Origin of the sequence: Halomonas sp. IOP_14 (genome assembly GCF_021021315.1) — a bacterium.
Classification (GTDB): Bacteria; Pseudomonadota; Gammaproteobacteria; order Pseudomonadales; family Halomonadaceae; genus Vreelandella; species Vreelandella titanicae.
Genome location: NZ_JAINWD010000017.1, coordinates 1 through 22,466 on the forward strand (window position 1 = coordinate 1; position 22,466 = coordinate 22,466).

The window sequence follows — 22,466 nt, forward strand, 5'->3', positions numbered from 1 at the left end:
AATATCGGCAGTTATTCAGACCTTCCCTAATCCTTTATATCCCTTTCCCATTTTGTTAAAAAACCTTTTATTAAGAAATTTTTCAGCGACTTTTAAATACAACTCCTCAATATCTTCAATTTTTTTAGAGTTAGTTTCGAAAAAGCTATAGCTATCGTCAACAACTTCCACAGGTGAAACTAATAACTTAGGGAATTTTTTATTTACATTGCCTAAGCCTTCTTGATGAGCTAAAAGCGGGATATACAGAAATATTGCTTCCGTATATAAATCATAATTCACGTTTTCAAAAAAACTATTGAACTGATCTCCTGTTGCTAAAGTATCATCGATGAAAATAAATAAGCGAGCTCCTTTCTCATACGAGTCTCCTATAAGCCATGGCCAAGTCATATAATCTTCGGATACTTTTAATAACCGTTTATAAAGTCTAGCAACCGATGGACCACTTTTAGTAGGGGGGTCTGAGTCTCTAATGACTGGCACAATTTTTACATGGTCACCCTGGCTTCGTTTACTTGTTAAAAAATCATAATAGCTTTCATTTTCTAATGCTTCCAGTGGATTAGGATAAAGTGCAGAAGAAATTGCTACATCAATAGCAGTGGCTAAAAGCGACTTAGTCTGCTCGCTAGACCGGTGAATCAAACTCTCTAATAATAGACCTGCTAGAAGCTTCTCTTCAGGTTCTTTAAAATTAGATAACCAATTATCTAAATCATCATGAGTAATAGCATCCCAGATTTTCTCATCAATTAGTATTCTCGCATATTGGGTAGTTTTCACAATATATTCAGGTACTTCATCTAAAAAATCTTTATAAACAGGCACAATTTAAAACCTAATTAATTTAAAAATATTCTTTCATCAGATTATCACCAGAAGATAATTTCAGCAAAATTAATATTAAATATCAAAAAACCCGCCTTCCGGCGGGTTTTTTGCGAACAAAGGTAGCGAGTGTGCACTCACTCCCACTCAATAGTAGCAGGAGGCTTGCTGCTCACATCATAAGTCACCCGCGAAACCCCTTCCAACTCATTGATAATCCGGTTGGAAACCTTCTCCAGCAGCTCGTAGGGCAGGTGCGCCCAGCGGGCGGTCATGAAGTCGATGGTTTCAACCGCGCGTAGCGCGATGACCCATTCGTAACGGCGGCCATCGCCGACGACACCTACCGATTTCACCGGCAGGAACACGGCGAAGGCTTGGCTGGTTTTTTCGTACCAGCCAGAGGCGCGTAGTTCTTCGATGAAGATAGCGTCGGCATCGCGGAGGATGTCGGCGTACTCTTTCTTCACTTCACCCAGAATACGCACGCCCAGGCCGGGGCCAGGGAACGGGTGGCGGTAGACCATATCGTAGGGCAGGCCGAGTTCCAGGCCGAGTTTGCGCACTTCGTCTTTAAACAGTTCGCGCAGCGGCTCGACCAGCTTGAGCTTCATGGTTTCCGGCAGGCCACCTACGTTGTGGTGGGATTTGATCACGTGCGCTTTGCCGGTTTTAGAGGCGGCGGATTCGATTACGTCCGGGTAGATGGTGCCTTGGGCCAGGAACTCGACGCCGTCGATCTTGCTGGCCTCTTCATCGAATACGTCGATAAAGGTGTTACCGATGATCTTGCGCTTGGCTTCCGGGTCTTTCTCGCCCTTCAGCTTGCCGAGGAACAGGTCTTCGGCGTCTACACGAATCACCTTCACGCCCATGTGCTTGGCGAAGGTTTCCATGACCTGGTCGCCTTCCGCTTTACGCAGCAGGCCGTTGTCGACGAATACGCAGGTCAGCTGGGTGCCAATGGCTTTGTGCAGCAGCGCGGCCACCACAGAGGAATCCACGCCGCCGGAGAGGCCAAGCAGTACGTGGCGGTCGCCCACTTGCTCGCGCACGCGCTGTACCTGGTCTTCGATGATTTGTGCAGGCGTCCACAGCTTTTCGGCTTTGCAGATATCCAGCACGAAGTGCTCAAGAATGCGCTGGCCCTGCAGGGTGTGGGTCACTTCCGGGTGGAACTGTACGCCGTAAAACTGTTTCTCTTCCCAAGCCATGGCTGCAATCGGGCAGCTCGGCGTGGAGGCGGTCACGGTGAACTCGGCGGGCGCTTCGGCCACCTTGTCGCCGTGGCTCATCCATACGTCCAGCAGGGCTTTGCCGCTTTTAGCGTCTACGTGGTCTTTGATGTCTTTGAACAGCGCGTTGTCTTCGTCGATCTGAATCTGTGCGTAGCCGAATTCGCGCTGGTTGGAGCCTTCTACCTTACCACCCAACTGCTCGGCCATGGTCTGCATGCCGTAGCAGATACCAAACACCGGCAGGCCCATCTCGAACACGCACTGGGGCGCACGCGGGGAGTCCAGTTCCGTCACGGATTCCGGGCCACCGGCCATGATAATGCCGTTGGGGTTGTACTCGCGGATCTCTTCTTCGGTGATATCAAACGCGCGGACTTCGGAATAAACGCCGATCTCGCGTACGCGACGGGCGATCAGTTGGGTGTACTGCGAGCCGAAGTCGAGAATCAAAATCTTATGGGCGTGAATGTCACTCATGGCGGGGTCTCGGTTAAGCGGTGTGGGTGCCGCTGGTAAGGCCAAAAAGCAAGCGGCGAGCTGTTGTGCCCGCCGCCGTTTTAACTAACTACGCTGGTTAGCTCACCCGGTAGTTGGGGGCTTCTTTGGTGATCTGCACGTTGTGGACGTGGGATTCGTTAAAGCCAGCACCGGTAATTTGTACAAACTCCGGCTTGGTGCGCATTTCCTGAATATCGCGGCAGCCGGTGTAGCCCATGGAAGCGCGCAGCCCACCCATCAGTTGGTGAACGATAGCGCTCATCATGCCTTTATAGGGAACGCGGCCTTCAATGCCTTCCGGCACCAGCTTCTCGGCACCTTCGCTCTTATCCTGAAAGTAGCGGTCGGCGCTACCCTGGCTCTGCGACATGGCACCCATGGAGCCCATGCCACGGTAGGCTTTGTAGGTACGGCCCTGGTAAAGCTCGACTTCACCGGGGGCTTCTTCGGTACCGGCCAGCAGGCCGCCGACCATCACGGCACTGGCGCCAGCGGCAATCGCCTTGGCCAAATCACCGGAGTAGCGCACGCCGCCATCGGCAATCAGCGGAATGTCGTACTCTTTGAGTGCTTCGGCCACGTTGGAAACCGCGGTAATTTGCGGTACGCCAACGCCAGCTACAATGCGCGTGGTGCAGATAGAGCCAGGGCCGATACCCACTTTAACGGCATCCGCCCCCGCTTCGGCCAGCGCCCGGGCTGCACCAGCGGTGGCGATGTTGCCGCCAATCACTTGAATCTGTGGGAAGTGCTCTTTGATCCAGCGAACGCGGTCGAGAACGCCTTGGGAGTGGCCGTGGGCGGTATCGACAATGATCACGTCTACGCCTGCTTCAGCCAGGGCGGCCACGCGATCCGGGGTTTCCGGGCCGGTGCCTACCGCCGCGCCGACTAACAAACGGCCATCGCTGTCTTTGGCGGCCATTGGGTAGGTGCGGGCTTTTTCGATATCCTGGAAGGTGACCAGGCCGCGCAGGTGGAACTCGTCATCAACGATCAGCATTTTCTCGATGCGGTGTTCGCGCATTTTGGCTTTGCTGGTTTCGAGGTCGGTACCTTCTTTGACGGTAACCAGCCGGTCGCGCGGCGTCATGATCGCTTCAACGCTGTCGCCATGGTTGGGCTGGAAGCGCATGTCGCGTTCGGTCACGATACCCACCAGGGTTTCGCCTTCTACCACGGGGAAACCGGAGAAGCCGTATTCACGGGCCATGGCGAGCAGGTCTTCGAGCTTGGCTTTAGGGCTAACGGTGACCGGGTCTTTCACAATCACGCTTTCGTGCTTTTTGACCTTGCGCACCTCAGCGGCTTGCTGGGTCATGGCCATGCTCTTATGGATGATGCCGATGCCGCCTTCCTGGGCCATCGCAATCGCTAGACGCGCTTCGGTAACGGTGTCCATCGCGGCAGAAAGGAGCGGAATATTGAGCGAAAGATTGCGGGTCAGGCGGGTTTTGAGGCTGACATCCTTGGGTAGGACATCGGAGAAGCCGGGAACGAGGAGAACGTCATCGAACGTTAGTGCTTCTTGGGCCATACGTAGCATAGCGGCAACACCCTGATTGAGAGGAAGTGGGGCGTGAAAGGTTAATCGCCTATTATAGCGTTTTGAGGGCCTTTCCAGCAATGCAGTCAGGCTTTTGTGCTTATACCAAATGCTAATGACGTATGCTGTTAGGCTGATAGCTGGCCATTTTTAGTCTTCGAGGGGGCTTTTTGTCTCAACAGATTATTGTTTACACCGATTACGTTTGCCCCTTCTGCCTGCTAGCCGAAAAAGCCATTGTTCAGGCAACCGACGGTATGGGTGTGGAAATCCGCTGGCGGCCCTTTGAGCTGCGCCCTGCCCCGGTGCCCTTAAACGTTTTCTCATCAAGCGCGGGTAATTTTATGGCCTCCCCCACTTCCTAGGCACTCTCCGTCAACCAGCGCGCCAAGCAACCCCTTAAGCGAATAGTATGGCTAAGAGGTGTATCATGCTGTTTATTATTAATAAAAGGGAACAAGGATGGCAGACCAACCTAGGCAGCTCTACTACAGCAATCCGGATAACATCACGGGGGCACGTGTTTCGCGCGATATGATGGTGACGTTATGCAGTGCTTTGGGGGAAGCGCTTGACGATCCAGATACGCGTCATTTCATTCGAAATACACGTATTCCCAATGAGCGGGAACTCTACGGTACCTTTATCAAGGCGCTGCTAAGTGATGGCTTTAATAGCCAGATTGGCCACATTGCCACTGAAGTACAGGTATCTCGTCAGACAGATGAAGCCAGCGGCAAAGGCCGGGTGGACATCATTTTCGACTATCGCAGCACCAGCTTTCTCGTCGAACTAAAAGTCATTCGTGCTTCTGTGAATGGTCGTCAATCTGGTGAAGAATACGCAACAACGACACAGCGACTCGTTCGCCCGTGGCAGAAAGCCGTCAATCAGCTCATCGAGCTTGATGAAACAAGCCTGGGAAAAGCACTAAAGAAGAAGGTTATCAAACTCCCTATCGCACTCTACCTGCATGTGGATAACAGACAGAAGGGCAATACGGATCAATGGGAAGCGCTCAGCGCTGCAACACACGAAAGGATCGTATCTCAGTTAAATACCGACGTGAATAACGATGACCCAGCGAGCCACCATTTCAGCTATTTCCAGCCACTGACAGACCCGGTGACCACATCACGCCGAAGAGGCTGCCTCGTAGAGGGAACGCCAGACGTAAGGCTTTACGGCTTTTCTATTATTGCGGCATGCCAATAGCAACAACTGAGTAATTCAGACTACTCCTTATGTGCCTCGCTCCAATACTGGATCGAGGCATCTGAAACGATACCCTGCTCGGTACCAATACGTATCACCGCTTCCTGTAAAGCCAGCGCCAGATCGTACTGGTGACAAAGTGCCAACGAACGAATCATCCGCGAAATACGCAGGTGATTATGCCCACCTGCTTTGAGCCAAATATGCTCGCGGATATTAAGGCTCGGCTGGGCAGTAATGGTGAGCCCATCCCGAGTTAAACCCAAAAAACTCAGCATGACATCCAGCGAGACTCGCTGTTGCTCACGTAACGCACTATCGTCTTGAAATATGTCACGCTCGCCATCGGTCAGCCGCGGGGCAAAATGGTTAAAGCGGCCAACCTCAGGGATGGGAAAAAGCCACTGAATATAATCGTGGGTATGCTCTAGCCAGAAGTGAGATAAAGCCCAGATGGCATTGATATAGCGCCCTTTATGATCCGGTGCCTCGCCACGGTAAAAAGCGATCAACGGTGTTGGGTGGTGGCCCATAGCATTTCCTCGTCATCTCCTGGGTAATACAATGATATTTCGTAACAACGACGCCATTTTACGCCACTAGCCGTAAAGATTCCCGGATTCCCTAAAGCAAGGGACAGCAATGAACGCACCAACGCCCACTGCCCTCTACGTCAGCCAACTCAACCAGCGAGCCTATAAAGCTTCTTGCCAACGCTCAGGGTAGGTCATGAGCGCCTGAATTTCTTCCGGCACAGGCGCATCACAAATCACTTGATCAAACGCATCAAGATGAGCAACACGCTGGATACCGCGCTGACATAATTTCGCTGACCCCATCAGCAGCACCTTACGGTCAGCGTGGCGCATCATGGTTTGTTTTACTTCTATTTTTTCACTGTCGAAATCGAGCAGATAGCCCTCAGCATCTATACCCGAAACAGCAATCATCGCCACATCCAGCCGATAGCTGGTCAGCTCTTTGATGGTGCGCGACCCAGTCAACGCGCCATCCCGGCCCGCTACCTTGCCGCCCACCACATGGATATCCAACAACTGATGCTGGGCAGCGAGAGTCAGCGCGGCCGTTAAATTATGGGTGACCACGTGCAACCTTTTACGGTAGTTCAACAGCTCGCGGGCAACGTGATCGCAGGTTGTGCCCGTATCCAGAAACAGCGCCTCGCCTTCCTGCAACTGCGATACCGCCAGGGTCGCCATACGCCCCTTCTCTACCTGCTGCGAATCCTGTTTGGTGGCGTAGCCAAGCCTAACCTGGGGTTTTTCGATCCGGGCCCCGCCCCGAAAACGCTGCAGCACATTAGCGTCACACAGTTTACGAATATCGCGCCGCACGGTTTGAGCGGAGCAGTTGAGTCGCTGGGCAAGAAATTCGATCGAGGCATGCCCATGCAATTCAACCAAGGCAATGAGTTCGCGATGGCGTGGGTTCAAATGCGCTAGGTCAGTCATCGGTAACAAACAATCCCCTGATAAAAAAATCCGGCCTTGCGACCGTCCGTCATCAAATTGACACAGCGGGGCGCGACCATAACGTTCAAATTCTTACATTTTGATCAAAACATGACTCAGACATTACAAATTTATCTTGATGAATGCCAGCGTATCATGACGCACGCAGATGAGCCTCTGTCGCCCAAAATGCGTCCGCTTGGCAAGGCCAGTTGGCCAGCTGTACTGCAATCCCCCTGCCTGCCTCACGAAGCGCTGATTGCATTAAAGCACAGCAATACGCCGATGCAGCGCCCCCCAGTAGGCGTTATTGGCCCCCGCGAGGCCACCCAACAACAGCTTGAAATAGCCTATGCCTTAGGTGCAGGGCTGGCCGAGCTGGGCATTCCGCTGTTATGCGGTGGCCGGGGCGGCGTTATGGAAGCGGCCAGCAAGGGAGCCGTACTTCAAGGAGGCGAGGTCATCGGCCTGCTTCCCGATACCCACGCAGAGGCTGCCAACCCCTGGGTCACCCTACCTATTGCCAGCGGCTTGGGCGAGGCACGCAACGTGCTTATCGCCCGAGCCAGTGTGCTGCTGATCGCCGTTGGCGGAAGCTTGGGCACCCACACCGAGGTGGCCTTTGGCCGCCATTTTGACAAGCCTGTACTCACCTTCCCGGACGCCCCCACTGCTGAAGGCATTACACCTGTCAGCAGCGTAGAGGAAGCCCTGCGACTCACGGCTGCCCACCTATGGGGAGTCACACAACCGTCATGAATATATCAACAAACGATCAAAATCTTACATTATGGTCATTTATATTTAATCGTGGTTAGGGGTCAGACATGCGATTGATCACTTATGGTTACTTGGTTTACTTGCTGGCCCCTATCGTACTCCTGCTTATAGGCGCTTTCGGTGACCATTGGAGCAACACGCTGCTACCTGAGGGGCTAACCTGGCGTTGGTTTATCACGGTATGGGAAGACGCCACCTATCGAAATGCGATGGTAACGACCTTCAAGCTGGCCTTGACCACCTGCCTGATCAATATATTACTCGTCGTACCACTGGTGTATGGCGTCATGCTCAAGTTCCCTGCCGTGGCTCAGAGCATCACGCGTCTTTTGGTCATGCTGCCAGTAGCAATCCCTCAGCTGGTGATTGGTTTTGCTTTCATTCTGGCCTTTAGCACGGCCATGCTGCCATGGCTAGGCAGCTCCTGGCTGCTAGTGGCAGGGCATGTGGTGGTGACGTTTCCATACCTCTTTTACACCGTGTATGCCGATATCGAAGCCTCTCCACTCAAGGCGTATGAACGCATGGCCCAGTCCCTTGGGGCAGCCGAGTGGCAACGTTTTGTGCACCTCTATTTGCCACTGGTATATCGCTCGGTATTCACCGGCAGCTTAACGGTTGCAGCGCTGTCGATTGGCGAGTTTGAGCTGAGCAACCTGATTTCAGGTTTTATGACCCAGCCCTACCCAGTGGTGTTGATCCAAGCGTTTTACCGCACGACGGGCTTCGCCTGCGCCGCAACGCTTTTCCTGCTTTCACTCGCTCTGCTGTTTTCGCTGTTTTCCACCCTGGTGCAGTGGCGGCTGGGCCGACCCTCCTCTCAGGAGTTACCGCAATGATTGCGCTTGAAAACATCCAGTTCCACTACCCCCATAGCAGTGTGGGTGTTCACGACATCAACCTGCAGGTAGAAACGGGCGAATTTCTTGTGGTGGTGGGTGCCAGCGGATCGGGAAAAAGTACGCTTTTACAGCTTATCGCGGGCTTCCTCACCCCGCTTCAAGGGCGCGTTCTACTTGATCATCAAGATGTAACTCAGCTCACTTGCGGCGAGCGCGGGCTGGGAATCGTGCTGCAGGATTATGTGCTTTTCAACCATATGACAGTGCTTGGCAACGTCGCCTACCCGCTTAAGGTTAAAGGTGTTCGCCAGGGAGAGCGCCACCGACGCGCCCGCAAGATCCTCCATGATGTAGGCCTTGAGGCGTTGGAACATTGCTATCCATCCCAGCTTTCCGGTGGCCAGCAGCAGCGAGTGGCCATTGCACGCGCGCTGGTATTCGAGCCCCGTGCCCTTCTGCTCGACGAACCGTTTTCGGCGCTCGACGCTTCCCGGCGGGAGTCGATGCGCCAGGAGCTCAAGCATATACAGCGTCAATTCGGCGTCACCACGCTGATGATCACCCATGATCAAGAAGAGGCGCTGATGCTGGGCGATCACGTTGCCGTGCTTGAGCAGGGCGAACTCCTTCAACACAGCGCGCCCCACCAGCTTTACACGCAGCCTGTGAGTGAAGCCGTGGCACGTTTCATTGGTCGCACCAACTTTATCGACGCTCAGGTACTTGATTCGCAGCGGATTGAAACCGCCGACCTGGGCATCCTGGAAGTGGCACCACACGCCTTTACAGTGGGGCAAACCGTGCGCGCCATGATTCGTCCCGAAGCCATTATTGCCAACCCAGCTAGCGATATCGCTAACCAGGCACCTGCCACGGTGATAGAGAGGCAGTTTCTGGGCGCCCAGCAACGTCAGTACCTTCTCTGCGGCACTACCACGTTGTCGCTTGAGTCGGCTTCACCGCCGGAAATCATCACTCACGTGGCGCTTCCTCCCACACATATCCACCTGTTCAATCGCTGAGGTACTACCATGAAACGCTCTTTTGCTTACGGCCTACTCTCCGCCCTTAGCCTGCTGCCTTTATCGGCGTATGCGGCTAACACGCTTGACGCTGAGCTCTACGACGGCGAACAAGCACTCTACGATGCCGCCCAGGAAGAAGGGCTGGTTGTATCGTTCGATACCGGCCCAACCTGGGCCAACTGGCAAAGCCAATTCAATCGTTTCACGGAGCGCTACCCCGGCGTTCAGATTGTCTTTAACGACCTGGGCTCGGGTGCCACCGTGGTCGCTTTGGAGCAGGCCCGCAACCGCCCCCAGGCCGATACCGCCTACTACTACGCTTCTTCAGCAATTAATGCGCATGAGAAAGAGCTGTTAAGCCCCTTTACCCCCATCAATTTCGACAGCATTCCCAATGTCTTCAAAGCAGACGCGGGTGAGTGGTTCACGATCCACTCCTTGAACGTGGCCTTTATCGTTAATACGCAGTTAGTCGATGAAGTGCCGCAAAGCTGGGAAGACCTGCTCGATGAGCAGTACCGTAACAGCATTGTGTACCTTGACCCGCGCTCGACCGGGCAAGGCCAAGTTCTTACCCTGGCCGCCAACTATGCAATGGGGGGCGATCTCGATAATTTAACCCCGGGCATCGATTATCTTGCGGAATTGAGCCGCATCGGTAATGTTGCCCGTGTGGTTGGTACCACGCCCTATGCACAGTTCGTGCGCGGTGAAATTCCTATCTGGATCGGCTATGAAAACGACGGTCTAAAAGCCAGCATTACCGATGGCATGGGCGACAACGCAGCGGTGGTGATCCCCGAAGAGGCGTCGGTCGCAGCGCCGTACGCTATTTCACTGGTCAAGAACGGGCCAAACCCAAATGCCGGGCGCCTATGGCTCAACTATGTCATGTCGGACGAGGGGCAACGTACCTTTGCGGAAGGATTTGTTCGCCCTGTCAACGGAGATATCGAGCTGCCCGACACGCTGGTAGAGGCACCGCAGATTCGCCCGCTGGATGTGCAAAAAGCGTCGAGCATTAGCGCTGACCTCAGCCACCAGTGGACTCAGCACGTCCTTAATCAATAAGGCCACGCCATGCCTCGCCTGCGCTTTTTTAGCGTTTTGCCGCTGGTTCTACCCAGCGGCATTATTTACACGCTGTTTTTTATGGTGCCGCTGACACTGCTGATCATTGCAGCGCTTGAGTCACCTTTGGTCACGGGTGCTCGTCTTCTTGACGAAGGGCTGGTGTTTAAAAGCTTAATAACCAGCGTTGCTTTATCCATTAGCACTGCGCTCTTGTCGGTCATCGTTGGTGTCGTGATTGCTGAGTTTCTCTATCATCAGCCGGAACGGCGACGCTTTTTTCTTCTCTGGCTGATCTCTCTCCCGCTGATTTTCAGCGGCTTGATTGTGGCATATGGTTTTATCCTCTTGTTGGGGCGGGCAGGCTTTATCACCCTGTCCCTGGCATCGCTGGGCGTAGACCCGGCATGGTTTGGCCGCTTTGTGTATACCCCACAGGGATTGGTGTTGGTGTATGCCTACTTCTTGGTACCCCGCGTGGTGTTACTGATGCTGCCGGTGGTTCAAGGGCTTGACCGCCGCCAACTGGTGATGGCCGAAAGCTTCGGTGCCTCTCGGTGGCAGCAAATTCGTGACGTGTACCTACCGCCGTTACTGCCTGCGTTGATCTCCTCTTGGAGCCTTTGTGCTGCAGTGGCTTTTGGCGCCTATGGTACGGCCCTGGCGCTTACCGGTTCACAGATCAACCTGCTGCCGCTCCTGCTTTACAGCAATATTTCCGACGCAGGGTCTGATATGGCTTCTGTTGCTCTTCTTGCGCTGCTAATGATGTGTTGCTGCTTGTTGCTAACCCTTCCCGGCGAATGGATTCGTCGACGTTCTCAGCATCGATAGCGCTTGCGGGGCAACGAATTTGCCCCGCTCTATATTCGATGAGCGCTAGTATTTGATGCTAGGCTACAGTGCCCTGCATTCAGATATCCGCCATGACCCAAACACCCGCCCAAACACTCTCCGTCAGCCAACTCAACCAGCGCGCCAAGCAGACCCTTGAGCGCGATGTGGGCGAGGTGTGGGTAGAGGGCGAGCTCTCTAACGTTTCTCGCCCCGCTTCCGGGCATGTTTATTTCACGTTGAAGGATGACCGGGCGCAGATCCGCTGCGCGCTGTTTCGTCAGCGGGCACGGTTTGTTTCGGCGCCGATGCGCGACGGTGATCAGGTCAAGCTGCGCGGGCGGGTGTCGCTGTTCGAGCCCCGCGGCGACTACCAACTAATTGCCGATGCTGTGCAGGCGGCGGGCCTGGGAGAACTGCTGGCAGCCTTTGAGCGTTTGAAAGCGCAGCTAGAGGGCGAAGGTGTGTTTGCCAACGCCCGGCCGCTGCCCTTCCCGCCCCGCAAGCTGCTGATTTTGAGCTCCGCCACCGGGGCGGCCATTCGCGATGTGTTGGCGGTGCTGGAAGCACGCTGGCCACTGGCGGACGTGACGTTGATTCCGGTGCCCGTTCAAGGTGCCGAAGCCGCCCCAGCGATGATCTCGGCGCTGGCATTGCTTAACCGTCAGGCGCGGCTAGACCCTGAGCGGGACGTGATTCTGATCACTCGTGGTGGCGGTAGCCTGGAAGACCTCTGGGCATTCAATAACGAACACTTGGCGCGGGCGATTTTTCACTCCCGGCTACCGGTGATGTCGGCGGTAGGCCACGAGGTGGATATCACCCTGGCGGATTTTGCCGCAGACATGCGCGCGCCCACCCCATCGGCCGCCGCCGGACGCTTGGTTCCCGACCAACACACCCTTAAGCGCCAGCTTGAACATCAACACAGCCGTTTGCAGAGGGCGATGCAGGCCCGCCTGGAGCGCGACAGCCAGCGGCTGGATACCCTGCGCGCCAAGCTGCGCCACCCCGGCGAGCAGCTCAACCGTCAGCGCCAGCACTTAACCGCCCTTGATCAGCGCTTGAATCGCGCCATGCAGTTAACGCTCGGCCAGCAGAAAGCCCAGGTGACACAGCTGAGCAGGCGCTTAGCCAGCCAGGATATGGCGCGGTTGCACCGTGCAGAAAGCGAGCGTGTGAGCCAGTTACAGCGCCGTTTGGGGAGTGCGATGCAGCGCCAGTTGGAGAGCCGACAGGCACGCTTGAAAGCCGCCGCACGGGAGTTAAACGCGGTCAGTCCGCTAGCGGTGCTGGGGCGTGGCTATGCAATTGCCCAGGATGAGCAGGGCCAGGTCATTCGCCGCGCGAAAGATACCCAGCCCGGCCAGAAGCTGAAACTGAAGCTTGGCGAAGGCAGGCTAAGCGTGGAAGTTAAGCGGCGTCTAAAGTCCGGGGGTTAAAGACCGGGGGTTAAAGTCCTAAGTTAAATGGCCGATATCTTCTAACAATGAGGAGAGGATACCGCCATGAAGATTGGATTTTCGTCATTTACACTAATTAATCAGCGCCAAGATAAGCCGCAGTTTTTAACGCCTACCCGCGTCGCCCCCCAAAAGAGCGAGCCTGCTGAAGACGACCCGTTCACAAAGCGGCTTAAAAAGCAGCAGGAAGCCTTGGAGAGCTTGGCGTCGCTGCCTACTCCAAAGGAAGCCTCCCAGCAGCAGGCCACCGATAAAGTGGGCTTCCTGCGCCAGCGGATTGAAATGCTGAAAGCCATGATGGCCTTCGCCTCTCCTGAACAGCTTAAAAACATGGCCAAGGAGCTCAAGAGCATCGCCCGTGAGCTTGCCGGTGCGGCTAAGCTGTTGAACAACCAAGGTGGCGGTGGTGCAGGCATGACCGCTATCCCGTCCGTGGTTGCAACGCCAGCAGTTCCCACGACAGCAGCTCAACCGGCCGTGGCTCAAACCAGCGGGGCCGAATCAGCCGGGGCCCAGGCAGGTGGCGATGAGAGCGCTCAGGCAACGGTTTCCAGTGACGCGCAGCAAGCCGAAGCCAGTGCGCAAACAGCCGAAGATGATGCTGAAAAGGCTGCTGAGCAAGAGGCCGAGAAGGCAGCGGGCGAGCCTGAAAGCGATGAATCCACCGAGCTCGGCGTATTACCAAGCCTACCTAACCTCATTCAGAATGAAGACAACCGCTCGAAATCCAATGGCCCCAGCGCTAGTGAACACGCACTACGCGGCGTACTGACTGACGCCCAAAAAGCGCTGCGCGAAGCAGTTAACGAACTTAAGGTTCGGCTGAATGAAGAAGATAAAGAAGCTCGTCGTGAGCTAAAGAAAGCTGAAGAAGCCATGGAAAAGACTGATCGAGCGGTGGCAGCATCCACTTCTGAGGCCCTCTACTCCTCATTGGGGCAGTTACTGCCTACCTCGCTAGGTGACGTTTCCGTATCAACGTCCTCTATCAACATAGAGGTTTAGCGCTAATAGAAAAGGCGCTACCGGAAGTAGCGCCTTTGTTGTTTTGCGTTGGCCTAAACAATTCTGCATAGAAACAGTGTTGCATAGATTATTTCTTGGTATCCCTGCCTGACTTTTTATCGTCATCGGACTCCGGGTTTACATGATGAGTATCCGGCATCGGATTGGCCTCATCATGGTGGTCATCCTTCTCTTTAGGGGCTTTCTGGTCTTTATCGGGAACTTGAGTCATCGCTTCTTCCTTACCTTCATGGGTGAGCGAAAGAGTGGGAGGCGTTCGTGGTGCCTCCTATCCCTGGCTGACTTAACTGTAGCCCTTCCCCTTCAACTTGCAATTCACCCTCATAAGCACTCACGACATAACTGCAATTAAACAATATTTAAAACAAACACTTAAAACAAGTAAATAGCTTTATAGCAGCTACATTAGCAATATTGATAGCATCAATAACCTGCCACTATCATTTCTCTGCATGACCAACCGTTTTATTGCTCAGCGTTCGCTTACTGGTTTGCCGTTGTTACTACCTTGGTCTACGTTTACAGCGTGAAGGCACTTGAGGATACGAGGGCCTGAACAGTGGTTAGTAAGTGATGTTTTACGATAACTAACCGTATGTGCAAACCAAATTGTGCCAACAATGGAGTGACCGCACATGAGTGATCAACACCAACCACCCCAGCATCAGGATAAACAGCCTGGTGATGAATACGCCATGCGCCCGGAGCCCGAATACATCCGTGAAAGCTACCGGGGCGCCGATAAGTTACTGGACAAGGTCGCGATTATTACCGGTGGCGACAGCGGCATAGGGCGTTCAGTCGCCGTTCACTATGCCCGCGAAGGTGCCGACAGCGTGATCGTGCATCTTAAAGAAACCAAAGATGCAGAAGAGACCAAGCGGCTGGTGGAAGCCGAAGGTCGTCGCTGCTTGGTTTTGAAAGGCGATGTGGCAGCGCCAGCGTTTTGCCGCGAGATCGTCAAGCGCACCCTCGACCACTTCGGCAAGATCAATATCGTCATCAACAACGCCGCAGAGCAGTACGACTGGGACGACATTACCGAGATCCCCGATGATCAACTGCTGCGCACCTTCCAGACCAATATCTTCAGCCACTTCTATCTGAGCAAATCTGCCCTGCCGCACCTCAGCGAAGGCGACACCATTATCGCCACCTCATCGATCAATGCCTTTAAGGGCAACGATACGCTGATCGATTACACCGCCACCAAGGGCGCTATTCAGGGGCTGGTGCGTTCGTTGGCGATGTCGCTGATGGATCGTGGCATTCGCGTGAACGCCGTAGCACCAGGGCCGGTATGGACCCCGCTGATTCCCGCCAGCTTTGAAGATGAGAAGGTAGCGTCATTCGGCGGCCAAGTGCCCATGAAACGCGCCGGGCAGCCCAGCGAAATGGGCCCTGCCTATGTCTATTTGGCCAGCGAGGAGTCTTCCTACATGAGTGGCCAGACCATGCACCTGAATGGCGGGGTTATCTTAAATACCTAAGCGTTTCTTATATAAGATATAGCGCGCATTCCCAGGGTGGCTTTGAGCCACCCTTTTGTTGGAACACTGTGCATAAAATCACTGCAACGCCAAAATATTCCCGCTCGGGAATATTTCCTTCCAGAAAGCCTCTCTAATCACTAAAAATTACCGATCGGGAATAATCATAGCGTTTTGATCACTAATATGGTCTATCATTACCGTACGGTAATTTTATCGGACAGTCGCTATGACCTCCCAGATAGAGAGCGCAAAACGTATTCGCAACAGTGAAGAGCTGGGCAAGCTAGTTCAACAAACCCGGCGTGATCAATCATTGCTGCAAAGTGATATTGCCGGGCTTGCGGGTACAGGCAACCGCTTTATCGTCGATCTTGAGCGCGGCAAGCCAACCCTGCAGCTACAAAAAGTACTCGATGTTTTGGATCTAATGGGACTGGAAGTGATTATACAGCGCAAAGGGAATCACCATGGCCGCCCATAGCGAAGCGCTTGCCTGTTGCATGAATGACAAAACGCTGGTCGGCTTAAGTAATGATCTACCCAGATCAAAATGACTGACTGGCCTCGCTTCTCACTGCCGCCTGGGGATAGCCGTCGCATACGTATTGAGATGCGAGAGGTGTTCATCCGCTTGCTGCAAAGCGTCTAGCGTCTTAGGCCTATCGAATTCCGCCAATAAACTGCACAGCACTTCGGAGACGGCTAATGTCGGGGTTAGCGTGTGAAAAAAGCTATCGGTTTCCGTGGGGCATAGAATCGTCTGCGCTGACATCCCCACCAGCGGCGACACTTCACTATCGGTGATAGAAACAATGCCTACCCCCTTATCTTTTGCCAGTTGGGCCAGTTCCAGCGTCCCTGTTGCATAAGGTTTGATGGAGATAACGAGCAATACATCCTCAGATGTGGCACGAATTAGCCCATCTCCGCCGGTACCCCCAGGCCCATCCAGATGCACCGAGCGCTCGCCCAGTAGGGTCATCACGTAATGGAAATGCCAGGCAACGGCATGGCAGGAACGTAAACCCAGCACGTATACCTTTCTCGCTGATCTCAGCCTAGTGGCGGTGGCTTCCAGCTGCCGTAGTGAATCGGGTTCGCAGAGCTTAGCAAGCTGGGCACTCAGCCCTTGAAGCATATGCGAAGCGGTATCGCTGACTCCCCTTTCACTGCTGCCTTCATCTACCCGCTGGCGAACCTTGGCCGCAAAGCCATCGCCCCCCTGACGTAACACCGCTGCATACTGCGCCCGAAGTTCATCGTAGCCTGGCAACCCCAAGAATTTGGCAAGCCGTGTCATGGTGGCGGGTTGCACACCCGCTAGGCGCGCTACCTCTCGCATGGACACCAGCGCCACTTCCTCCGGATGCTCAAGCACGTAGCGAGCGGCCTGTTGCAGCTGCGCAGACATGGCATCGTACTGGGCAATAATCTGCTCTCTCAGCGAATCGCTCGGCTGCATAGTAGTTGGCTCTGTGAAGAAATAGTCGGTTGGCTCTGTGAATATATGATCTACATGTTTCACATTATATTTAAATGATTTATTTGTTGCAAACATCTTTGTGAGTGTGCCAATCTCATTGTCATATGAATTACTCACCGTTTGATAATGAGGGAAAGAGGCTATGACGCGTATTCTTCACCGCGGTATCGGCGGGAAACTGCCTCATGCTGCGTCGGCACAAGGCGTCTATATCACGGACACCACGGGGCGCCGCTATCTGGATGGCTCGGGAGGCGCTGCGGTCACCAGCGTAGGACACGCCCACCCGGAAGTGCTGGCCGCCATGCGCTCACAGATCGATAGCCTCTGTTACGCCCACACCTCATTTTTCACTACCGATGCCGCCGAAGCACTTGCCGAAAAGCTCGTGGATTTAGCCCCCGCAGGGCTGGATTACGTCTACTTGGTGTCGGGTGGGTCAGAAGCCGTCGAAGCGGCGCTGAAAATGGCCCGGCAGTACTTTGTAGAGATTAATCAGCCCCAGCGACGGCATATCATTGCCAGACGCCAGAGCTACCACGGCAATACCATCGGCGCGTTGGCAACCGGTGGCAATGCCATGCGGCGCCAGCAGTTTCAGCCCATTTTGCCAGAAACACACCATGTATCGCCCTGCTATGCGTATCGCGACAAGGGCACCGACGAGACGCCCGAGGCCTACGCTGCACGGCTTGCCGAGGAGCTTGAGGCAAAGATTCTGGAACTTGGCCCTGAAGAAGTCATGGCCTTCGTTGCCGAACCCGTCGTCGGTGCCACCTTAGGGGCGGTCGCCTCTGAGGCGGATTACTTCAAACGCGTGCGTGCCATTTGCGATAAATACGGCGTACTGCTGATCCTCGATGAAGTAATGTGCGGCATGGGAAGAACCGGCACAGTCTTCGCCTGCGAACAAGATGGGGTAGTCCCGGATATCGTCACGATCGCCAAAGGTTTGGGCGGCGGCTACCAGCCTATCGGCGCGGTGATGCTATCGGCCAACATCTACGCCAGTTTCGCCAATGGGTCTGGGCTGTTTCAGCATGGTCATACCTATCTTGGCCACCCTGTGGCCGCCGCGGCCGCTAACAAAGTGGTTGAGATCATTGCACGGCCAGAGACGCTGGCGAACGTCAATGCCATGGGCACGAGGTTACAGAGCGGCCTTGAAGCGGCGCTCGGCGCATCCCCCCATGTGGGCGATATTCGCGGCAGGGGCTTGTTTCGCGGTATCGAGATTGTCGCGGACAGGGAAAACAAAACACCTTTCGATCCGGCTAGAAAGATTTACGCCAAGATCAAGCGACAGGCCATGGCGCGTGGCCTGATCAGCTACCCGATGGGCGGCACTATTGATGGCATTAACGGTGATCATATCTTGCTGGCTCCGCCCTATATCATTGCGCCTGACGAAGTAGACCTGATCATTGAGCGTATTGCCGAGGCCATAACCGCCGCCATCGCAGAGTGATGACACAATCAATAACATCTGAAAGGAGACCCACCCATGCCCTCTTCTCCCTGCCCGCCTATTTCCGATGCCGACTGGCCTGAGGAGATCCCTGATTTACGCGAGGGCTTTGCTGGCGCACTCAACGTTTATCGCACCATGGCCCATCACCCGGCCTTGCTTAGAGCGTGGGCGCCCTTGCGCCAACACGTTGTTAAGGAGAATGCGTTAGGCCCGGAACTGACCGAAGTGGTGATTTTACGCGCGGGTTTACGTATGGGCTCAGCCTACGAGTGGGCCCATCATGTTAGTCGTGCACTTGCCCTGGGATTCTCCGAACACCGGATCACGGCTATTCGCGGTACTCCCGAAGGTGTTGACGGTCTTATCGTCAATGCCGTGGATGCGTTATTCGATGAGCGCATGCTGGCCAAGGAGCAGGAAGCAGAACTTGCCGAGGCGATCGGACGCAAAGCAGTGATCGACCTGATCGCCATGGTGGGTTTCTATTCGGTACTGGGCTATCTACTCAAAACCTACGACACACCGATTGACGACACTATTCAACAAGAAGCGCAAAAGCAGCCGGAGCTGTTTTCGCTAATGCCACGTTCAACCAGGGCTGCTAATTAGCCACCCAATTTTCAATAAGCGAATTACGCTAATTGCTTAACCAACACCTTCGATTTACGGGCGTGATTGTAGGTTTCGCGTTTCAGCGGCGGGAGGTCTTCCAGGCTGGCGGCGCGGAAGCCGTGTTCCACAAACCAGTGGGCGGTGTGGGTGGTCAGCACGAACACTTCAGTTAAGCCGCGCTGGCGGGCGCGGCGCTCCATGGCTTCCACCAGGCGCTCTCCCCGCTCGCCACCGCGGTAGCTGTCGTGCACCGCCACGCAGGCGAGTTCGGCAATGGTGGTATCCGTAAATACATGCAGCGCAGCGCAGCCGATCACCATACCGTCACGCTCGATCACCATGTAGTCATCGATTTCGTGCTCCAGGCGTTCACGGGAGCGCGCTACCAGCATGCCCCGGCGCTCTAGCGGTTCCAGAAGTTCCAGCAGACCCGCTACATCGTTGAGCGTTGCTGGACGCAGCTGTTCGTAGCGGTGCTGGGTAATCATGGTGCCCACGCCGTCCCGGGTGAACAGCTCACCCAACAGGGCGTCATGGTTGCGCCAGGAGAGCAAGTGCGTGCGCGCCACGCCTTCCCGTGCGGCGGTGCAGGCGGCCTGTAAGTGGCGGGCTAGCTCGCTGCCTGGCACTGCGGCGCTTAAACGCGGCTCGGCCTCCGCTGGCGAAAGCTGGCGCAGCAGCGCGCCCTGCTCATCTTCCAAGCCTTCGGATTCCCCCAGCAAGATCAGCTTATCGGCTTTCAGCGCCACGGCGGCGTGTTGAGCGACTTCAGAGGCGTCTAAATCAAAAACTTCACCGGTACTGGAGAACCCTAGCGGCGGCAGCAGCACCAGCGAGCCTTTTTCCAGCAGGCCTTCAATGGCGCTGGCACGCACCCGACGCACTTCGCCGCTGTGGTCGAAATCCACCCCTTCGCGCACGCCTAATGGCTTGGCGGTCACTAGGTTGCCGGAGATCACGCTCAGTTCCACACCGTGCAGCGGCGTGCTGGGCAGGCCAAGGGAGAGCCGTGCTTCAAGCCATAGCCGCTGGTGGGCAGCTACCTGCTCAACGTGAGCCATCACCGCGCGATCCGCGACCCAGCGGCCATCGATGCGCGTGGGCTCTACGCCAGCGGCAGTCAACGCTTCATGCACCTGGGGGCGAATGCCGAACACGACAACCAAACGCACGCCCAGGGTATGCAGCAGCGCCAAATCCTGAATCAGTTGCTCCCCTCGGCCAGACGCCATGGCTTCGCCTTCAATTAAGATGACAAAGGTTCGCCCCCGGTGGGCATTGATGTAGGGGGAAGCGTTACGAAACCAATCAACAAAAGGGAAGCGCGTATCCAAGGGCCGCTCTCCGGCAGCAGGTGAAAGAAACAATCTCAAAAACAATTTCAAAAACAATCTCCAGTTACTTTACCAGAGCACGAAAAACAGCGGCACCTTCAAATGCAAATCTGCTCGATCTAATGCAGATAAACATGAAGATGCCGCTGTGATCTTATCGCTCAGATGCTTCTAAAGCCTTTCGAGCCTTGGCGTACTACGTTTACAAGTGCTGTTTATTATTCGTTAGCCGAACATACCCTTGAACATAAAGAAGAACAGAATCGCCAGGCCAGCGCCTGCTGGTAGCGTGATCAGCCATGACATGGCAATCGTGCCGATGACCCGCAGGTTCAATGCCGCCATGCCGCGTGCCAGCCCCACCCCAAGAATCGCGCCGACCAGGGTGTGGGTGGTGGAAATCGGCAGGCCAGTGCCCGAGGCCAGCACCACCGTCGTGGCTGCCGCCAGGGTAGCGGCAAAGCCACGGCTGGGGGTCAGTTCCGTAATCCCGGTACCCACGGTAGCGATGACCTTATGGCCGTAGGTGACCAAGCCCACTACGATACCAGCTCCACCCAATACGAGTACCCACCAGGGCACCAGTGCGGAACCACCAATTTCACCGCCGGTTTGCACCACGCTGATGACTGCCGCCAGTGGGCCAACCGCATTCGCCACATCGTTGGAGCCGTGGGCAAAGGCCATGGCGCAGGCGGTGAAGATCATCAGCACGCCGAACACACGCTCAACATTGGCATAGCCGAAGTGGTCGTTGGTATTGTGCTCGAACTTGATACGCCGCTGCATGATCAGGCCAATACCCATGATCACCAGGCCCAGCAGGATCGACAACAACAGGCTCTGATTGAAGGTTAGATCCAACCCCACATGAGATAACCCTTTGGTCAGCGTGACCATCGAAACGATGAAGCCCACCAGAAACACATAACCGGGTACGTAGCGTTTGGCGGCCGTGAACGGGTTGGCGTCCTCGAAAATCAGGTGGTGTACCGATTTAAACAGCACGAAACCGATGGTACCTGCCAACAAGGGGGAGACCACCCAACTGGCGGCAATCTTGCCTACCGCACCCCAGTCCACCGTGGCAGGGCCTAGCCCTGCAACCGCAAAGCCTACGATCGCGCCGACAATCGAGTGCGTCGTGGAAACCGGCCAGCCTTTCATGGAGGCCACCAGCAGCCATGTCCCCGCCGCCAGCAGGGCTGCCAGCATGCCGTAGACCAGCAATTGTGGGTCGTCCTGTAGCAGTTCGGGGTCGATAATACCTTTACGGATCGTATTGGTAACTTCGCCACCGGCTAGCCAGGCACCCAGGAATTCAAAAATGACCGCAATCAGGATAGCCTGTTTGATGGTGATCGCTTTCGACCCCACCGAGGTTCCCATGGCATTGGCCACGTCGTTGGCGCCAACGCCCCAGGCCATGAAAAAGCCAAACAAACAGGCCAGGATGATAAAGATTTCACCGTGCTGGGCAATAATCAGCATGAAAGTCCCCTTAGCGGGCAGTCAGGATCTGCAGACGGCTACCCACGCGCTCGGCGCGGTCGGATAGTTCGCCAACCCATTCAATGATCTTGTAGAGAAAGATCACGTCCACTGGTGGTAGCTGGCTCTCAAGCTTGAACAGCTGGCGGCGAATGGTGATCTGTTGGTCGTCGGCTTGGTGTTCGAGAGTGTGCAGCTCACGGATCATCTTCTGCATCACATCCGAGACATTTTTGCCAAAGCCGGACTCGAGCAGATCCTTGAGCTCTTCTAGCGCTTGACGCGCTTGCGCCACGCAGGCAACGCTGGTTCGAATGTAGTCGCGCATCGGCGCGGCCAGCTCATCCGGCACGCGCATTTTACGCCCCAGCATAATGCCGGTAATGTCACGCACCTTGTTGGCGATCTTGTCCTGCACGCTGATCAGATCAAGCAGATCGGAGCGCGACACCGGAAGAAACATGGTGTTGGGCAGGTTCAACCGTAGTTCTGTTTTCAGCGTATCGGCGTCATGCTCTAGGCGGGTGACGTTTTCGCGCAGCTCAGCCGCTTTGTCCCAGTCATCAACCAGGGTTGCTTCAAAAAACGGCAACAGCTGATCGGCACACTCATTCGTCTTGACGATATGGGCCAATAACGGCTGGAATGGCGAGCGGCCAAACATCGAAGAAAAAGGATTGGAGGTAACCATAATGCCTTTTAGCCTGTTTTCGGGGAGCCTGGAAATGGCGGCGCCAGTAT

The 22,466-nt window shown here is 55.0% G+C and carries 23 protein-coding genes; 13 read left to right on the forward strand and 10 right to left on the reverse strand.

Features of this window, described 5'->3' with window-relative positions; genetic code table 11:
- Nucleotides 1-15 precede the first annotated feature (15 nt).
- From K7H09_RS13180 to guaB, 3 genes are all read right to left on the reverse strand, one after another.
- Nucleotides 16-831, reverse strand: a complete 816-nt coding sequence (locus K7H09_RS13180; RefSeq protein WP_230804880.1) for a phosphoribosyltransferase-like protein — start codon at nt 829-831, stop codon at nt 16-18.
- 137 nt (nt 832-968) lie between these two features.
- The gene (gene guaA, locus K7H09_RS13185; protein ID WP_035576859.1) at nt 969-2,546 is read right to left on the reverse strand and encodes a glutamine-hydrolyzing GMP synthase; all 1,578 of its coding nucleotides are present in this window, start codon (nt 2,544-2,546) and stop codon (nt 969-971) included.
- Between the two features lie 97 nt (nt 2,547-2,643).
- The gene (gene guaB, locus K7H09_RS13190) at nt 2,644-4,113 is read right to left on the reverse strand and encodes an IMP dehydrogenase (RefSeq protein ID WP_022519926.1); all 1,470 of its coding nucleotides are present in this window, start codon (nt 4,111-4,113) and stop codon (nt 2,644-2,646) included.
- Between the two features lie 170 nt (nt 4,114-4,283).
- Between guaB and K7H09_RS13195 the strand changes: the two genes are divergently transcribed.
- Both K7H09_RS13195 and K7H09_RS13200 read left to right on the forward strand, forming a co-directional pair.
- On the forward strand, nt 4,284-4,478 hold the full coding sequence (locus K7H09_RS13195; protein WP_230804881.1) for a DsbA family oxidoreductase: 195 nt from the start codon (nt 4,284-4,286) through the stop codon (nt 4,476-4,478).
- A gap of 97 nt (nt 4,479-4,575) precedes the next feature.
- Nucleotides 4,576-5,328 carry a hypothetical protein gene (locus K7H09_RS13200; protein WP_230804882.1) on the forward strand — a complete coding sequence of 251 codons (753 nt, stop codon included), beginning with the start codon at nt 4,576-4,578 and terminating at the stop codon, nt 5,326-5,328.
- 20 nt (nt 5,329-5,348) lie between these two features.
- Here the strand turns inward: K7H09_RS13200 and K7H09_RS13205 are convergent, their stop codons facing one another.
- Nucleotides 5,349-5,861, reverse strand: coding sequence for an opioid growth factor receptor-related protein (locus K7H09_RS13205; protein WP_230804883.1), 513 nt, complete (start codon nt 5,859-5,861; stop codon nt 5,349-5,351).
- Between the two features lie 162 nt (nt 5,862-6,023).
- Nucleotides 6,024-6,800 (reverse strand): DeoR/GlpR family DNA-binding transcription regulator, encoded by a 777-nt coding sequence (locus K7H09_RS13210; protein WP_230804884.1) that lies wholly within the window; start codon nt 6,798-6,800, stop codon nt 6,024-6,026.
- 111 nt (nt 6,801-6,911) lie between these two features.
- On the opposite strand from K7H09_RS13210, the gene K7H09_RS13215 reads away from it, so the two are divergent.
- From K7H09_RS13215 to K7H09_RS13245, 7 genes are all read left to right on the forward strand, one after another.
- Complete coding sequence (locus K7H09_RS13215; protein ID WP_230804885.1) at nt 6,912-7,559, forward strand: DNA-processing protein DprA; 648 nt, start codon at nt 6,912-6,914, stop codon at nt 7,557-7,559.
- 68 nt (nt 7,560-7,627) lie between these two features.
- Nucleotides 7,628-8,419 (forward strand): ABC transporter permease, encoded by a 792-nt coding sequence (locus K7H09_RS13220; RefSeq protein ID WP_230804887.1) that lies wholly within the window; start codon nt 7,628-7,630, stop codon nt 8,417-8,419.
- Nucleotides 8,416-9,444, forward strand: a complete 1,029-nt coding sequence (locus K7H09_RS13225) for an ABC transporter ATP-binding protein (RefSeq protein ID WP_230804888.1) — start codon at nt 8,416-8,418, stop codon at nt 9,442-9,444. Before K7H09_RS13220 ends, K7H09_RS13225 begins: the two co-directional genes overlap by 4 nt.
- A gap of 9 nt (nt 9,445-9,453) precedes the next feature.
- Nucleotides 9,454-10,518 carry an extracellular solute-binding protein gene (locus K7H09_RS13230; protein WP_009286804.1) on the forward strand — a complete coding sequence of 355 codons (1,065 nt, stop codon included), beginning with the start codon at nt 9,454-9,456 and terminating at the stop codon, nt 10,516-10,518.
- A gap of 9 nt (nt 10,519-10,527) precedes the next feature.
- On the forward strand, nt 10,528-11,352 hold the full coding sequence (locus K7H09_RS13235; protein ID WP_009286803.1) for an ABC transporter permease: 825 nt from the start codon (nt 10,528-10,530) through the stop codon (nt 11,350-11,352).
- A 92-nt stretch (nt 11,353-11,444) separates the two neighbouring features.
- Nucleotides 11,445-12,794 (forward strand): exodeoxyribonuclease VII large subunit, encoded by a 1,350-nt coding sequence (gene xseA / locus K7H09_RS13240; RefSeq protein WP_159176111.1) that lies wholly within the window; start codon nt 11,445-11,447, stop codon nt 12,792-12,794.
- 66 nt (nt 12,795-12,860) lie between these two features.
- The gene (locus K7H09_RS13245; protein ID WP_230804891.1) at nt 12,861-13,820 is read left to right on the forward strand and encodes a hypothetical protein; all 960 of its coding nucleotides are present in this window, start codon (nt 12,861-12,863) and stop codon (nt 13,818-13,820) included.
- Between the two features lie 88 nt (nt 13,821-13,908).
- On the opposite strand, the gene K7H09_RS13250 is transcribed toward K7H09_RS13245, so the two are convergent.
- Nucleotides 13,909-14,052, reverse strand: coding sequence for a hypothetical protein (locus K7H09_RS13250; protein ID WP_022519932.1), 144 nt, complete (start codon nt 14,050-14,052; stop codon nt 13,909-13,911).
- Nucleotides 14,053-14,476: 424 nt separating this feature from the next.
- Between K7H09_RS13250 and K7H09_RS13255 the strand changes: the two genes are divergently transcribed.
- Together K7H09_RS13255 and K7H09_RS13260 are read left to right on the forward strand one after the other, a co-directional pair.
- Nucleotides 14,477-15,331 carry an SDR family oxidoreductase gene (locus K7H09_RS13255; protein ID WP_027957334.1) on the forward strand — a complete coding sequence of 285 codons (855 nt, stop codon included), beginning with the start codon at nt 14,477-14,479 and terminating at the stop codon, nt 15,329-15,331.
- Nucleotides 15,332-15,560: 229 nt separating this feature from the next.
- On the forward strand, nt 15,561-15,815 hold the full coding sequence (locus K7H09_RS13260; protein ID WP_041157636.1) for a helix-turn-helix transcriptional regulator: 255 nt from the start codon (nt 15,561-15,563) through the stop codon (nt 15,813-15,815).
- Between the two features lie 90 nt (nt 15,816-15,905).
- Here the strand turns inward: K7H09_RS13260 and K7H09_RS13265 are convergent, their stop codons facing one another.
- The gene (locus K7H09_RS13265) at nt 15,906-16,796 is read right to left on the reverse strand and encodes a MurR/RpiR family transcriptional regulator (RefSeq protein WP_230804893.1); all 891 of its coding nucleotides are present in this window, start codon (nt 16,794-16,796) and stop codon (nt 15,906-15,908) included.
- 163 nt (nt 16,797-16,959) lie between these two features.
- Here K7H09_RS13265 and K7H09_RS13270 point away from each other — a divergent pair, with 163 nt between their 5' ends.
- On the forward strand, nt 16,960-18,285 hold the full coding sequence (locus tag K7H09_RS13270) for an aspartate aminotransferase family protein (RefSeq protein WP_027957336.1): 1,326 nt from the start codon (nt 16,960-16,962) through the stop codon (nt 18,283-18,285).
- A gap of 36 nt (nt 18,286-18,321) precedes the next feature.
- Nucleotides 18,322-18,897 carry a carboxymuconolactone decarboxylase family protein gene (locus K7H09_RS13275; RefSeq protein WP_027957337.1) on the forward strand — a complete coding sequence of 192 codons (576 nt, stop codon included), beginning with the start codon at nt 18,322-18,324 and terminating at the stop codon, nt 18,895-18,897.
- 23 nt (nt 18,898-18,920) lie between these two features.
- On the opposite strand, the gene argA is transcribed toward K7H09_RS13275, so the two are convergent.
- The 3 genes from argA to K7H09_RS13290 all read right to left on the reverse strand — a co-directional run bounded on the left by argA (nt 18,921) and on the right by K7H09_RS13290 (nt 22,416).
- Entirely contained in the window at nt 18,921-20,234 is a 1,314-nt protein-coding gene (gene argA, locus K7H09_RS13280) for an amino-acid N-acetyltransferase (RefSeq protein ID WP_159176108.1), read from the reverse strand.
- A gap of 225 nt (nt 20,235-20,459) precedes the next feature.
- Nucleotides 20,460-21,725, reverse strand: a complete 1,266-nt coding sequence (locus K7H09_RS13285) for an inorganic phosphate transporter (protein ID WP_022519938.1) — start codon at nt 21,723-21,725, stop codon at nt 20,460-20,462.
- Between the two features lie 10 nt (nt 21,726-21,735).
- On the reverse strand, nt 21,736-22,416 hold the full coding sequence (locus K7H09_RS13290; protein WP_009286796.1) for a TIGR00153 family protein: 681 nt from the start codon (nt 22,414-22,416) through the stop codon (nt 21,736-21,738).
- Nucleotides 22,417-22,466: the final 50 nt, after the last annotated feature.